The sequence below is a fragment of the Bradyrhizobium altum genome (assembly GCF_020889705.1).
Lineage (GTDB): Bacteria > Pseudomonadota > Alphaproteobacteria > Rhizobiales > Xanthobacteraceae > Bradyrhizobium > Bradyrhizobium altum.
The window spans coordinates 1-14,504 of record NZ_JACMYP010000116.1; the positions used below are offsets into that span (position 1 = coordinate 1).

At 65.0% G+C, this 14,504-nt stretch carries 13 protein-coding genes; 5 read left to right on the top strand and 8 right to left on the bottom strand.

The features are described from left to right. The 3 genes from H8B02_RS25550 to H8B02_RS25560 form a co-directional block, all read left to right on the top strand. On the top strand, positions 1-1,179 hold a 1,179-nt coding region (locus tag H8B02_RS25550), incomplete at its 5' end, for an aminotransferase-like domain-containing protein (protein WP_229168799.1). Positions 1,180-1,283: 104 nt separating this feature from the next. Continuing rightward, positions 1,284-2,582, top strand: coding sequence for a serine hydrolase domain-containing protein (locus H8B02_RS25555; RefSeq protein WP_233287766.1), 1,299 nt, complete (start codon positions 1,284-1,286; stop codon positions 2,580-2,582). Positions 2,583-3,143: 561 nt separating this feature from the next. Continuing rightward, entirely contained in the window at positions 3,144-4,073 is a 930-nt protein-coding gene (locus tag H8B02_RS25560) for an NHL repeat-containing protein (protein WP_229168801.1), read from the top strand. 548 nt (positions 4,074-4,621) lie between these two features. Here the strand turns inward: H8B02_RS25560 and H8B02_RS25565 are convergent. Further along, positions 4,622-5,854: a rhodanese-like domain-containing protein gene (locus H8B02_RS25565; protein WP_229168802.1), complete on the bottom strand. Its 1,233-nt coding sequence runs from the start codon at positions 5,852-5,854 to the stop codon at positions 4,622-4,624. Between the two features lie 248 nt (positions 5,855-6,102). Between H8B02_RS25565 and glgC the strand changes: the two genes are divergently transcribed. Continuing rightward, positions 6,103-7,365 (top strand): glucose-1-phosphate adenylyltransferase, encoded by a 1,263-nt coding sequence (gene glgC, locus H8B02_RS25570; protein ID WP_229168803.1) that lies wholly within the window; start codon positions 6,103-6,105, stop codon positions 7,363-7,365. Continuing rightward, on the top strand, positions 7,362-8,816 hold the full coding sequence (glgA, locus tag H8B02_RS25575) for a glycogen synthase GlgA (RefSeq protein WP_229168804.1): 1,455 nt from the start codon (positions 7,362-7,364) through the stop codon (positions 8,814-8,816). Before glgC ends, glgA begins: the two co-directional genes overlap by 4 nt. A 7-nt stretch (positions 8,817-8,823) precedes the next feature. Here the strand turns inward: glgA and H8B02_RS25580 are convergent, their stop codons facing one another. The 7 genes from H8B02_RS25580 to H8B02_RS25605 form a co-directional block, all read right to left on the bottom strand. Beyond that, on the bottom strand, positions 8,824-9,156 hold the full coding sequence (locus H8B02_RS25580; RefSeq protein ID WP_229168805.1) for a hypothetical protein: 333 nt from the start codon (positions 9,154-9,156) through the stop codon (positions 8,824-8,826). 151 nt (positions 9,157-9,307) lie between these two features. Continuing rightward, the gene (locus tag H8B02_RS48135; RefSeq protein WP_283842240.1) at positions 9,308-9,730 is read right to left on the bottom strand and encodes a serine hydrolase; all 423 of its coding nucleotides are present in this window, start codon (positions 9,728-9,730) and stop codon (positions 9,308-9,310) included. Beyond that, the gene (locus H8B02_RS48140; RefSeq protein WP_283842241.1) at positions 9,699-10,307 is read right to left on the bottom strand and encodes a serine hydrolase; all 609 of its coding nucleotides are present in this window, start codon (positions 10,305-10,307) and stop codon (positions 9,699-9,701) included. The genes H8B02_RS48135 and H8B02_RS48140 overlap by 32 nt, the downstream gene beginning before the upstream one ends. A 540-nt stretch (positions 10,308-10,847) precedes the next feature. Then, entirely contained in the window at positions 10,848-11,336 is a 489-nt protein-coding gene (locus H8B02_RS25590; protein ID WP_229168806.1) for a DUF417 family protein, read from the bottom strand. A gap of 164 nt (positions 11,337-11,500) precedes the next feature. Then, positions 11,501-12,718: an ABC transporter substrate-binding protein gene (locus H8B02_RS25595; RefSeq protein WP_229168807.1), complete on the bottom strand. Its 1,218-nt coding sequence runs from the start codon at positions 12,716-12,718 to the stop codon at positions 11,501-11,503. A 28-nt stretch (positions 12,719-12,746) separates the two neighbouring features. Continuing rightward, complete coding sequence (locus H8B02_RS25600; RefSeq protein ID WP_229168808.1) at positions 12,747-13,721, bottom strand: NAD(P)H-dependent flavin oxidoreductase; 975 nt, start codon at positions 13,719-13,721, stop codon at positions 12,747-12,749. A gap of 2 nt (positions 13,722-13,723) precedes the next feature. Then, positions 13,724-14,497 (bottom strand): crotonase/enoyl-CoA hydratase family protein, encoded by a 774-nt coding sequence (locus tag H8B02_RS25605; RefSeq protein WP_229168809.1) that lies wholly within the window; start codon positions 14,495-14,497, stop codon positions 13,724-13,726. Positions 14,498-14,504 lie beyond the last annotated feature (7 nt).

Consider the following 14,504-nt stretch of genomic DNA (forward strand, 5'->3'; position numbering starts at 1 on the left):
CTCGACGCCCGCGTCGGCCAGGGCACCTTCGTCTCGGAGACCACTGCGCGCGCGGCGTCCGATCTGCCCGCCCCCGTCAACATCGACCTGTCGATGAATCTGCCGCCGCAGCCGGTCGAGGCCAATCTCGACCTGCGGATCGCGCAGGGACTTGCGACCATTCGCTCCGAGGCCGGGTTCTCCGCCTATCTCGGCTATACGCGTCCCGGCGGCACCGCTGACGAGCGCGACGCCGGCGCCGCGTGGCTGCAGCCGCGCGTGCCGAAGGCATCGGCCGAGCGGATCGTGATCTATCCGGGATCGCAGGCGATCATCTTCAATGCGCTGCTGGCGCTGACCTCGCCCGGCGATGTCGTGCTGACCGAGGCATTGACGTTTCCCGGTATCAAGGCCGCGGCGGCGCGGCTCGATGTCCGCCTCGTCGGCGTTGCGATGGACGCTGAAGGCGCCAGACCCGACGCGCTCGACGAAGCCTGCCGCAAGCACAAGCCGAAGGCGGTGTATCTGGTGCCGACGCAGCAGAATCCGACCACGGCGACGATGAGCGCCATCAGACGCAAGGCGATCGCCGATATCATCCGGAAGCGCGGCTGCGTCCTGATCGAGGACGACGTCTACGGCCCGCTCGAGCCGCAGGTGGCACCGATCGCCACGCTGATTCCCGAACGGACCTACCTTGCCGCGAGCATCGCCAAATGCATCGCGCCGGCATTGCGCGTCGCCTATCTGCTGGCGCCCGATGCCGCCGCCGAGCAGCGGATGCGCGCCGGCATGCAGGCCACCATGCAGATGCCGCCATCGCTGATGGTCGCGCTGATCACGCAATGGCTGCGCTCCGGCGTCGCCGCCGACATCATCCGCGCCATCCGCAACGAGGCGGCCGCGCGCCAGCAGCTTGCGGCCCGCTTCCTCAAAGGCGTTACCTATGCGGCACGGCCGGCGAGCCACCATCTCTGGATGCCGCTGCCAAAACATTTCGACGGCACCGACCTGCTGTCGCATCTGATGCGCAACGGCCTGGCCGTGGTCGGCGAAGACGCCTTTGCGGCAGGCGACGCCGCGCCGCGCGGCTTGCGCGTCTCGCTTGGCGCCGCGCGCAATCGCGCCGAACTGAGCCAGGCGCTGCAGGTGCTGTCGAACGCCGTGCGCACACCGGTCGGCGCCACGCAAATTGTGTAAATCTCAACCATCGTTAGGGAATAAACTCGCCCGAAAATGATTATGGTGCGGGGGCGCTGCGCTAGAACTGCGGCGTCCAGGGCATCAGGCAGGGGCGGCTTTCAATGTCAGGCGGATACGATCGAGCATTCCACACTGCCGTGCGGACGCTTCGTGAGGCAGTGACCGCGATCTTGTGTCTTGCATTTGTCACATCAAGTGCGGCCCGCGCCACCGACGCCCCCGCCCCGTCGCCGGAAAAGCTCGAACGCATCACCGCGTTCTTCGACAACGAGGTTGCGACAGGAAAAATTCCAGGCGCCGCCATCCTGATCCAGCAGCACGGCAAGCCGGTCTATCTCAAGACCTTCGGCTATCGCGACGTCACGACCAGGTCGCCGATGCGGCCGGACACGATGTTCGCCCTGCATTCGATGACCAAGCCGATCACCAACACCGCCGCGATGATGCTGGTCGACGAAGGAAAGCTGTCGCCGCAGGACCCGCTGTCGAAATACATACCGGCGTTCGCCGACGTGAAGGTCGGCATCGAGCCGGATGGCGGAAACGATCTCGGCAAGCTCGAGCTGGTGCCGCCGATCCGCCCGGTCACGATCGAGGACCTGATGCGGCATACCTCGGGCATCACCTACGAATATATCGGCGCCGACTGGATCCAGAAGCTCTACCGCGCAGGGCATCTGTTCGACGGCAAGTTCGACAACAAGGAATTCGTCGCGCGGCTCGCCAAGCTGCCGTTGTCGCGGCAGCCGGGCACGATGTGGCGCTATGGTCATTCCACCGACGTGCTCGGCCGGGTGATCGAGATCGTCGCGGGCAAGACGCTCTATCAGTTCGAGAAGGAGCGCATCTTCGATCCCCTGAAGATGAACGATACAAGATACGTGCTCGATGCGGAAACCGAACGGACGCGGCTGGCCGAGCCGCTGCCGTCGGACACGATCCTGATCGCGGGCGAGAACGACCGGCGCGCGCATCCGGAGTGGGAATCCGGCGGCGGCGGCCTGGTGTCGACCATCCTCGATTATGCGCGCTTCGCGCAGATGCTGCTCAACGGCGGCGAGCTTGACGGCAAGCGCTATCTCAGCCCTGCCGCCTTCAAGACCATGACGTCAGACCATATCGGGCCGGGCTCCGGCGTCGGCCGCGACTATTGGTACTTTCCGGGCGACGGTTTCGGCTATGGCTACGGCATCGCCGTGCGCACCGATCCCGGCATTGCCATGCCACCGCCGCCCGGCTCGATCGGCGAATTGAAATGGGACAGCGGCAGCGGAACCTATTTCGGCGTCGATCCGAAGCTCGACATAATCTACATCATGCTTGAGCAGACCCAGAACGAACGCCAGCGCATCACGCCGGCGTTCAGGAAACTGGTGTACGACGCGTTCAGTCCCGACTGAGTTTCGTCGCACTTATCTATTTGCGCCGAACCATCTCCTGCCTGCGCCGTGCTGCGGCCGCGACCAGGCTCGTGGTGCATTCGTTGCAGACGAACGCACACTCATCCGTAACAGACCGATCCGCGGTTCGAATCCGATCGCACCATCGTCGGCCAGCCCATCGATGACGCCGCCGCGGCACACGCATTGCTAGCGTGACGCCAGTTCCCGCTCCATGACGCGCCTTCCGCCGTCGCAGCATCCTTCTCCGCTGCTTCTCTCTCTGCAGCTTTCCTTGCGCTATATACTATCATATATATCGAGACGACAAGGCAGGCGGGTGAACAATCCGGTCGGGAACCCTGCAGACAACAACCATCGACCGGAGACGATCGCCTCACAATTCCTGCCTGGTCCAACCAGGTTCATTGAGGAAACGCGATCATGATAAAAAACAACGGCGACGCGGGACATCCGCGCGCAACGGGAGAACTGCTCAAGATCCGCCGCGCATCTCTGGAGCGTTTTCGAGCGAAGTGGATACCGGTTCGCGTGAAGAGAACGCGTCAAACCAAGACTCTAGTGAGCGCTGCGGCCACCATCCTCGCACTCGGCACGGCCGCCGTAGCGCGCGCCGAAACCGCTCCGGTGGGAGTTCCCGACAAGAGTTTCCCGGAGAGCGTGACCTCGACCTCCGACGGCACGCTTTACGTCGGCAGCTTCAACCAAGGCGGCGTGACCAAGATCGCCGGCGGCAAGGCCGAGCAGCTGATCAAGCCGGGTGCCGGCGACAGCCGCTCGACGCTGGGCGTGCTCGCCGACGAGAAGAGCGGAACGCTCTATGTCTGCTCCAACGACATCAGCGCGATGGGCGTCGCGGGGCCGAGCGACGCCAAGGGCGCCTGGCTGAAGACCTTCGATCTCAAGAGCGGCGCGCCGAAGGGCAGCTTTGCCCTGAGTGACCCGAAATCGTTCTGCAACGACATCGTGGTCGGCGCCGACGGCACCGCCTATATCAGCGATTCCTTCGCGCCGTTCGTCTACAGCCTGAAGCCCGGCGGCACCGCACTCGCGACCTTTGCGACCGATCCGCAGCTCGCGCCGGCCAAGGACGGCGTCGGGCTCGACGGCATCGCGATCGGCGCCGACGGCAACCTCTATGTCACGACCTTCATTCCGGCCAAGCTGTTCAAGATCGAGATGAAGGACGGCAAGGCCGGCGCCGTGACGGAGTTGAAGCCGTCGCGGCCGCTCGACCATGCCGACGCGCTGCGCGCCCATGGCAACAGCTTCCTGCTGATCGAGGGCAATGGCAAGCTCGACAAGGTCACGGTGAAGGGCAGCGATGCCACCATCGACACTATCAAGGATGGTCTGGCCGAGCCGGTCTCGGTGACGCAGGTCGGCGATGTCGGCTGGGTGGCCGAGGGCAAGCTGTCCTACGTGATCGGCGACAACAAGGGCAAGGACCCCGGCCCGTTCAAGCTGACGCCGGTGGCGCTGCCGAAGTAGCGGCGGGTCGAGTTACGTTTCGCAGCAGACTTCGGCGCGCCGACGATACGTCGCCGCGTCGAAGCCTTGGCGTGGACGGGACCGGGCGACCCTGTACGCCGCGGCCCCTCGGCTCAAGCACTGCGGTCTCTGGAATGCTGGATCACCCACCTGCGCCTGCGCGGGTGATGACACTGCGTGGTGTGACGCCTTGAATCGAGCACCATCCTCATCGTCGTCCCTGCGAAAGCAGGGACCCATAACCACAAATGCCAATTGTTGGGCGATGCCGGAACGACGAGTCCCTCTAACGAGGTCCGCCGCGGCGTATGGGTCCCTGCTCCCGTGCGCAATTGCGCACTAGGCAGGGACGACGTGTTGGAGGAGCCGCGGACTCACATCACTATTTCTGAATAATAGAATAATACCGCTGAGTTGCCCGACGAGTCAAGTTGCCGTGTCCGCCGGCGGCCACCGGCTACTTTGCATGGGGTTGTTTTCGATATTTTGGCGGCGTGCCCCAGCAACTCGGCACCGATGCGGTCGCACCGCCGTCACCATGTCATCCGCTAGATCACGTAGAACCCATGCGTGCCGTCACGGCGCAGCTGGTCGACCAGGCCGTACTCCCAATCGAGATAGGCCTGCATCGCCTGCTCCGCGACACCGGTGCCTTCATAGGGACGGCGGTAACGACGCGCGGGATCGGGCCGCGGCACGACGCGCGGCGGCCCCAATTCCAGCGGACCGTCATAGCCACCTTCGAGCACATAGACCTCCCAGCCCATCTGCGCGAGCCAGGACGCCGTCATGTCGGCGCGGATGCTCTTGTCGTCGGTCAGCACGATGCGGGCGCCGCGCACCGGCGCGGCCATGTCGATTTCCTGCACCAGCTGGCCGCCCGCATAGTGGCGGAAGCCGGCCAGATGACCGGCGGCGTATTCCTCGGCGTCGCGGACGTCGAAGCGATACAGCGTGCGGTGTGCGTCCTTTTCCAGCGCCGCGAGTTCAGCCGCGCCGATGCGGCGGACGCCGGCGCGATAGGCGACGTCGCGGGCATTGTCAGCGGCACCCGCGAACGGCCCGACGTCGCCGCGCTTGCCGGCGCCGTGTTCGAGCTCGTGTTTCGCGAGCGTCCAGCCGATCGTGCCGTTGCGCAGCGCCCGCACCTTGTTCGGCAGCCCTGCATTGATCAGCGACTGCGTGCCGATGATCGAGCGGGTGCGGCCGGCGCAGTTGACAATGATGGTGGTGTCGGGATCGGGCGCCGCGCTCCCTGCGCGCAGCACCAGCTCCGCGCCGGGCACGCTGACCGAGCCCGGGATATTCATGGTGGCGTATTCGTCGAAACGACGAACATCGAGGATCGCAATGTTGGCCTTGTCTGAAATCAACGCGGCGACCTCGTCGGCGCTCAGCGAGGGCGTGTGCCTGCGCGACTCGACCAGCTCGCCGAAGGCCTTGGCGTAGGAATTGACGTCCTCGAACACCTCGTAGCCGGCCGCCTTCCAGCCCTGCAGGCCGCCTGCGAGCACCGCAACGTTGCTGTAGCCCAGCGCCTGCAACGCGCCGGCCGCGGCAGCGACCAGTCCCTCGCCATTGTCATAAAGAACGATCGGCACGTCCTTGCGCGGCAATCGCAGCTCGGCTTCCAGCGCGATCCGGTCGGCCGCCATGTTGGCGGCAAACAGCGGATGGCCGGTGGCGAAGTCGGCCTCATGCCTGACGTCGAGCAGCGCGATCTCCTGGCGCAGCAGCAGCGTTGCACGGATGGTCTGGGGTGTGACGGAAGAAACTGTCATGAGATGCCGGCCTTGGGCAGGAAATGCGCAGGCCTGCTCTAGGCCGAAATCGCGCGCCGTCAATAGCCTTAACCGGCCCGCAACCCCGATCTTCAGAGGCCGGGATTCGGGGAACGAAAATCCGCCATCCCGCTTTGCCCAACCGGGGCGCGCTTGCTAACGTTCCAATCGGCCCCGTTGGCGCCCGATCAGGCCTTCCGGACAAGAGAAGGTAGCGGGGCCACGCCTGGAGTTCTGGGAGGATGACCATGAGATCAGTCGGAAATGAACCATTGTCGCGTCACGCCCTCGCCTATGTGCTGGCCGGCGGACGCGGCAGCAGACTTCAGGAGCTCACCGACAGGCGCGCCAAGCCGGCGGTGTATTTCGGCGGCAAGTCCCGCATCATCGATTTCGCGCTCTCCAACGCCGTGAACTCGGGCATCCGCCGCATCGCGGTGGCGACCCAGTACAAGGCGCACAGCCTGATCCGACATCTGCAAGGCGGCTGGAACTTCTTCCGCCCGGAACGAAACGAGAGTTTTGACATCCTGCCCGCAAGCCAGCGCGTCTCGGAGACCAACTGGTATCTCGGCACGGCGGACGCCGTGTATCAGAACATCGACATCCTCGAAGCGCACGGCACCAAATACATCCTGGTGCTCGCCGGCGACCACATCTACAAGATGGACTACGAGGTGATGCTGAAGCAGCATGTCGAGAGCGGCGCTGACGTTACGGTCGGCTGCCTCGAAATGCCTCGCACCGAATCCAGTGGCTTCGGCATCATGCATGTCGACGACAACGGCCTGATCCGGTCGTTCCTGGAGAAGCCGGCCGATCCGCCGCCGATGCCCGGCAAGCCCGACAAGTCGCTCGCCAGCATGGGCATCTACGTGTTCGACTCGCAATTCCTGTTCGACGAATTGCGCCGCGATGCCGCCGATCCGAATTCCAACCATGATTTCGGCAGGGACATCATCCCCTATATCGTCAAGCACGGCCGCGCCGTGGCGCATCAGTTCAACGATTCCTGCGTCCGCTCCGGCGACGATCCCCGCTCCTACTGGCGCGATGTCGGCACTGTCGACGCCTATTGGGGCGCCAACATCGATCTCACCGACGTCGTGCCGGAGCTCGATCTCTACGACCGCGCATGGCCGATCTGGACCTATGCCGAGATCACCCCGCCCGCCAAATTCGTCCACGACGAGGATGGACGGCGCGGCCAGGCGGTGACCTCGCTGGTCTCGGGCGCCTGCATCATCTCGGGCGCGGCGCTGCGCCGGTCGCTGCTGTTCACCGGCGTTCACGTCAATTCCTACGCCAATGTCGAGAACGCGGTGATCATGCCCTATGTGAATGTCGGCCGCGGCGCACGGCTCCGAAACGTCGTGATCGATCGCGGCGTGCGGATTCCGGAAGGGCTCGTGGTCGGCGAGGATCCCGAGTTCGACGGCAAGCGCTTCCGCACCACCGAGAACGGGATCACGCTGATCACGCAAACGATGATCGACAGGCTCCCGACATGACGCCCATCCGCGTCCTCGCGGTCGCTTCGGAAGTCTACCCGATCGTCAAGACGGGCGGCCTCGCCGACGTGGTCGGCGCGCTGCCGGCGGCGCTGAAGCAGCATAGCGTCGCGACGCGGACGCTGGTGCCCGGCTATCCCGATGTGCTCAAGGCGCTGGCCTCGGCGGAGACGCTGCTGCACTGGGGCGAATTCTACGGCGGGCCGATCCGCGTGCTCGGCGGTACCCATGACGGCCTCGATCTTGTTGCACTCGACGCGCCGCATCTCTATGCGCGCCCCGGCAATCCCTATGTCGGTCCCGACGGACGCGACTGGCCCGACAACGGCATCCGCTTTGCGGCGCTGTCGCGGATGGCGGCCGAAATCGGCCGGGGTGCGATCGAGGGCTTCGTCCCCGACATCGTGCATGCGCATGACTGGCAGGCCGGGCTCGCGCCGGCCTATCTGCATTATGGCGCCCAACCGCGGCCGGGCACGGTGATGACCGTGCACAACCTCGCCTATCAGGGGCAATTCTCGCCGGACATGCTGGCTGCGTTTGGTCTTCCGGGTGAGGCCTATTCGCTTCACGGCGTCGAATATTACGGCACCATCAGTCTCTTGAAAGCCGGCCTGCAATTCGCCGACCGCATCACCACGGTGTCGCCGACCTATGCGCAGGAGATCCAGAGCGACGAAGGCGGCATGGGGCTCGGCGGCCTGCTGCGCGAACGCGCCGACGTGCTGAGCGGCATCCTCAACGGCGTCGACATCGATGTGTGGAATCCGGCCACCGATCCCGACATCGCGGCGCGCTTCAGCGCCGGGCAAATCGCGGAGCGCGCGGCCAACAAGGCGGCGCTGCAACGGCGGTTCGGGCTCGAGCCGGCGCCGGACGCGATGCTGCTCGGCGTCATCAGCCGGCTGTCATGGCAGAAGGGGCTCGACCTGCTGCTCGAGAGCATTCCGACGTTGCTCGGCGAAGGCATTCAGCTCGCGCTGCTCGGCAGCGGCGATCGCGATCTGCAGGATCGCTACACCGCGCTGGCGCGCGACAATCCAGGACGGATCGCGGTCGTGATAGGCTATGACGAGGCGCTGGCGCATCTGATCCAGGCAGGCTCCGATGCGCTTGCGGTGCCGTCGCGCTTCGAGCCGTGCGGCCTCACCCAGCTCTGCGCGCTGCGCTACGGCGCGGTCCCGATCGTTGCCAATGTCGGCGGCCTTGCCGATACCGTGCAGGGCTTCGACGAAGCCGCGGTCACCGGCAGTGCTGCGACCGGCGTCAAGTTTGCACCCGTGACCTCGGAAGCGCTCGCCCATGGCTTGCGCACAGCGAACCTGCTGTTCAACGACAAGGTGACCTGGCGCCGGCTGCAGCAGGCCGGCATGGCCACCGACGTCTCCTGGCACAATCGCGCCGGCCGCTACGCCGCGCTCTACCGCGAGCTCGCCGCCGCGCGAGGATGACGCGCGATCAATTCAGCAGATCGCAGGACGCGACGCGGTTGATATCGGCGAGGCGGCGATCGGGATTGCCTTTGAGATCGAGGCTTGCGACGAGATCGAGCAGGCGGCCATAGGCGCGGTCGGCGACCGCGACGGGCAGCGGCTCCTCGTCAAAGGCCTCGATGTAGTTGCCGACGAGACCGCTCAGCAGCCGGCACATCGCCCGCTGCTCGGGCTGATGCTGGCTCAAGGTCTCGAGTTTTTCCTGGAGGGTTCGGTAGGTCCGCAGGCCATGGGGTTGCTGCGAAAGCCAAGTATGCAAATCGGGAGCGTGCAAATCAGAATCTTGTAAATCGGTCATGTCAGCCTCTTCAAGCAGGAGAAGAAGCTACCGGTTTATATAGCCGATCACGGTTCCGCGCCATGACGATTTTTGCATGCATCCCCTGCTCGGCCGCGGAGGCCGTGTCATCGGATTGGCACGCGGCATAGCTAAAGTATCTTGGTTTTGATCAGAGTCGCGCGAGTGCCGGCAGGATCCTGTAGCGCGCGATCTCGTGCGGATAGTCGCCGCGATTGGCGAGCAGCACGATGCCGAACCGGCGCGCCGGCACCAAGCCGCTATAGGCCGAAGCATTGTTGAGGCCGCCGGGCTTGTCGATGACGGTGACGCCGTCCAGCCGCACGTGCTCCCACGCCATCGCCTGCCCGAACGTCGCATCGATACGAAAACTCTCGCGCATGGTCACTTGCAATGCCGCGCGCAATTCGGGATCGATCACCGCACCGTCGAGACAGGCGCGCAGCAGCATGCCGAGATCGCGCGCCGACGAGAACATCTGGCCGGTGCCGGGAAAATCGTAATAGTTTTGCTGATTGCCGGGTGGACCGATCGCCGTGCCGTCATGGGAGTAACCCTGGACCAGGCGCTGCATGATTTCCGGCGCCATCGCCGCGCGATTGTCCTCGCCACGATCCGGCATGGCTGCAGATGCGCTGCTTGCCCGGTTGCACGCCTTCAGGAGGCATCCATGCATTGAGCATCGCGATGAACTGATCCTGGCTGAAGGCCTCGTTCGCCCAGGGCGGATGATCGGTCGGCAGCAGCAGCCCCGATGTATGGTTGACGAGCTCGCCGATGGTGACGCGGCTGATGTAGCCGCCGTGCAACTCGGGCAGATACTTGCCGACGGGATCGTCCAGCCGCAATTCACCACGCTGCGCACCGAGCGCGACCAGCGTCGCCTCGAACAGCTTGCGCAGCGAGGCGAGATTGAACAGCGTGTCCGAGGTGACCGGCCGCTTTGCCGCAGCGTCGGCGAAGCCGTAGTTGAAGAAGGCGACCCGCCCCCCGGCATAGACCGCCGCGGCAAGGCCGCCCGGATCGGCCGCGGTCGCGGTTGGCGCCAGTTCCGTCGTGACGATGTCCCTGGTCTGCGCATCCATGTCGGAATCAGCCCGCGCTGCCGTCAGCACGCTAGCAGGACGGCCGCGATCCGGACGAAGAGCCATTGTCTCATGTAGAACGAATTCGGGACGAGGTTGCGATGTGACCCGCAGGCGGACCTGTTCAGCCATCGAGAAATGGCGACATCGCGATCCTAGCGGTGGAACCCACGCGTCCGAATTCACGATCGCGCGTCTTGCACCGTTACCCATTCCGGCTAGGGAACGGGCGGCCCGATCGCTGTTCCGGCGGTCAATCCCGGAATCCACGATCGCGACCGCCCTCCCACTCCAGCCACGGCGCGGGAACTGCAATGGAACTAAAAAATGCGGGACGCTTTAAAATACGAGAAATGTGCAGCGACGGAGAGGCAATACCGACGCTTGCCGGGCTCGCCGCCGAGATGTCTGACTTCGTCACATTCCGCTCCCAACCGGGGGACGGTTTCTTACTAGCAACAATTCGTCAATCAAGGGTTGAGTAGGCCCATGAGATTCGATTGACAAGATACTATTGCCTGCGACGGATTGTCCTGTTCCCGATGCAGGACGCGCGCGATGCCGTGGTTAAGCATGGCTTAACTATCGAACGCACAGCGCGCGCGCCTATCCGGTCCGCGACCGGACGATCGACCGCGGCAACGACGCCAGCAGCAGCACGAGGCAGGCGCAGAGCAGCACGATGTCCTTGAACAGGAACTCGCCGGCCAGGTTCCAGGCCATCGGATCGGTCGACATGCTCCATTTCACCACCCCGGGTGTCGTGAAGAAGAACGACCAGGTCACCGCAAAGGTGATCACGCCCATCAGTGCGCCGATCGCGGACAGGATCGGGCTGAACGCGCCGGCGGCAAGCAGCACGGCGATGCCGAACTCGGTGACGCCGAGCACATAGGCCTCGCCGCGAAGGCCGAACACCGACAGCCACGAGACGAACGGGCTGTTGCTGATGAATTGCACGATGCCTTGCGCCGATTGCAGCGTGAACTTCTGCATGCCGAACGACACGAAGATCACCACCATGACCCAGCGCAGGATCGCGAGCAGACGATAAGACCCCTCGCCTTGTTCGGCGATGTTGAACGACAGATTCATGCGGATGTTTCTTCCCTCGCTGCGATGCCACCATCAGCCGCGGTTACGGGTTCGTGGCAGGATTACGCAGCGCGCCCCGCGCGCGTTACGCACGGGAGGCCGTCACGGCCTTCACAAGGATGTGCGGACGAGGTGATCGACAGGGCCGGCGGGCGGCGGAAGCCTCAAGCCGCGGTGAACAACTTGCCGACCTTCTCGTAGGCTTCACCCTTGAACCGCATCAGCTGAAACTGCTTGATCGGCACATAGTCGCTCGGCGTGGTGTTGAGGGTGATCCCGGGAATCAGCAGCGGCGCGGCGAAGCTCTTCAGGTTGGTCGCCTGGTGCAGGATATCGGCCCGCGTCAGCTGATCGCCACATTGCCTGATGACGTGGGCAGCGGTTGCCCCGGCGGTGTAGCCGATGGCGTAAAGGTCGTCGGCGCGATCCGCGTTCGGGACATAACGGTCGAGGAACGCCATGTATTGCTTCATGTCCGACGTATCGGCCCAGAGCGGATTGCCGGGGTCCTGTCGCGTCGCGAAAGCGAGAATGCCCTGCGCGGTCTCGAAGCCGGCGGGCTTCAGCGTCGCGCGGACCGAGGCATTGCCGGCACCGAGAAATATCTGGGGCCGCCATTCGAGCGCGGCCATCTTGCGCAGCGCCTGGCTCGCCATCTTCGGGATGGTGATGAGGAACATCACGTCGGCGCCGGACAATTTCATCTGGACGATCTGGGAATCGATGGTCGGATCGCCAATCGAGTAATTCAGCTCCGACGTGATCTGCGCGGTCCTGGCGCCGAGACCGGTCTTCAGGCCTGCCAGCGTTGCCTTGCCGGCATCGTCGTTCTGATACAGCAGGGCGATCTTCGCATCGGGCATGGTGGTGGCGATGTAGCGGCCGACGACACCTCCCTCGATCTCGTAGGTCGATCCGCCGACCATGGTCCATGGATTGGCCGCCGGGTCCGACAGCTTGCTGGCGGCCGCCGCAAGGAACAGCTGCGGGACCTTGCGCGCGTTCATGTATTTCTGCACAGCGATGTTGCCCGGCGTTCCCATCGCGCCCGCGATGAACAGCACCTCATCGCCTTCGACCAGGCGCCGCGCCGCTTCGACCGATTTCGGCGGGCTGTAGGCGTCGTCATAGTTGATGAACTTGATCTTGCGGCCGTTGATGCCGCCGGCGTCATTCAGCATGCGGAAATAAGCATCCATGGCGTTCGCAAGCACGCCGAACGACGACACCGGGCCGCTGAGCGGGCCGAACTGCCCGATGCGGATTTCCTGATCGCTGGCACCGGGATCATAGGAGGCGCCGGCAAATGCCGCGCCGTCAATGGATGCCGCGAGCCCAGCCGCTGCCGTCCCGAGCAGCGTTCGACGGCTGATCGTCTTCATCGGCTTCCTCCACTGGATTTAGGGCGCCTTATGCGGCGCCTCTTTCGAATGCCATGTGATATTGCGCGGCGATCTCGTCGACGATGTCGGCCGCTCCCGTCACCGCGTGCACGCCGGAGACCGAATGACCGGCGCTCCAGACCTCGATCCAACGCCGCGGTGCTCCCGTGTCGCCCTTTCCACCGAACTTTTCGCGCGCCCGCGCCTCCGACACGGACTCATCGAGATTTGCGGGATCGAGACCCGCGGCGACGATCGAGGGCCGCAGCATGCTGGCCTCGAGGCCGGTGAAGGCCTTCGTCAGCATGATGTCGTCGAGTGTGCTGTCGACCAGCATTCTCCGATAGGCATCGCTCGCCATGCTCTCGCGCGCCGCAATGAAGCGCGTTCCCATATAGGCGAGATCGCAGCCGAGCAGCCGCGCCGCGGCGAGCGCGGTGCCGTCGGTCACGCCGCCCGCGAGCACGACCGGACCGGCGAACATGGCGCGCACCGCGCGCACGAAGGCGAATGGATTGGCCCAGCCGGTCTGCCCGCCGGCACCGGCGGTGAGCAGGATCAAACCGTCGGCGCCCGCCTCGATCGCCTTCTCGGCATGACGGAGCGAAGCGATGTCTGCGAACACGAGACAGCCGACATCATGCAGCGGCGCGACCGCCGTCGCCGGCGAACCGACGCTGGTGATGACGATCTCGACCTTGTGCCGGACGAGACAGGCGAGATCATCCTTGAAGCGCGACTGGCGGATGATGAGGTTCGGACAATGCGGCGCGGCCGGCCGGCCGAGATCGGCGACATTGCGCTCGATCTGGGTGAGCCAGGCATCGAGCTCCTCGACCGAGCGGGCGTTCGCGGTTGGAAACGCGCCGATCGCGCCGGAGCGGCAGACCGCCGTCACGAGATCGACGCCGGAGACGCGCAGCATTGGCGCCGCGATCAGCGGCAACCGAAGCCGATCTGCGATCGCAGCGGGGAGCGCCCTCCGGCGGGCAGCGGCCTGCATGATCAGCGTCCCTTCCAGACCGGCTTGCGCTTCTCGGCAAACGCCTTCAGCCCCTCGGTGCGATCTTCGGACTTCAGCGCGCGTTCTGCGATCGGGCTCTGTGCGGTCCAGCCCTCTTCATCGGTCCAGTTGGCGGCCCGGAAGATGATCTCCTTCGACGCGGCGAGCGCGGTCGGGCCGTTGACGAGGAGCTCGTTGCCGAAGGCAACCGCCGCCTCGAGCGCCTGTCCGGGTTCGACGAGCCGGTTCACGAGGCCGAGACGTTCGAAGTACTCCGCGCCCTTGAACTGCCCGGTCAGCGCCAGCTCCATGGCGACGTGATAGGGGATCCGCTTCGGCAGCCGGAACAGGCCGCCGCCGATGGCGACGACATTGTGCCTGACTTCCGGCAGTCCCATCTTGGCGTCACGTGCGGCGACGATGAGATCGCAGGACAGGCAGAGCTCGAGCCCGCCGCCGACGGCATAGCCCTCGACGGCCGCGATCAGCGGCTTGCGCGGCGGCCGGCGAAACAATCCGAAGCCGCCGCGTTCGGTCACGCCGCGCTCACCGCGCGCGACCGCCTTGAGATCGGCGCCGGCCGAGAAGTTGCCGCCCGCGCCGGTGATGACGCCGACAAACAGGGCATCCTCCGCGTCGAGCAGATCCATCGCATCGCAGATGCCGCGCGCGAGCGCAGCGTTGCACGCGTTGCGCGCTTCGGGACGGTTCAGGGTGACGACGAGGATGTGGCCGCGCCGTTCGGTCAGAACGACCTGTTCGCTCTCAGTGGTCATCGCTACG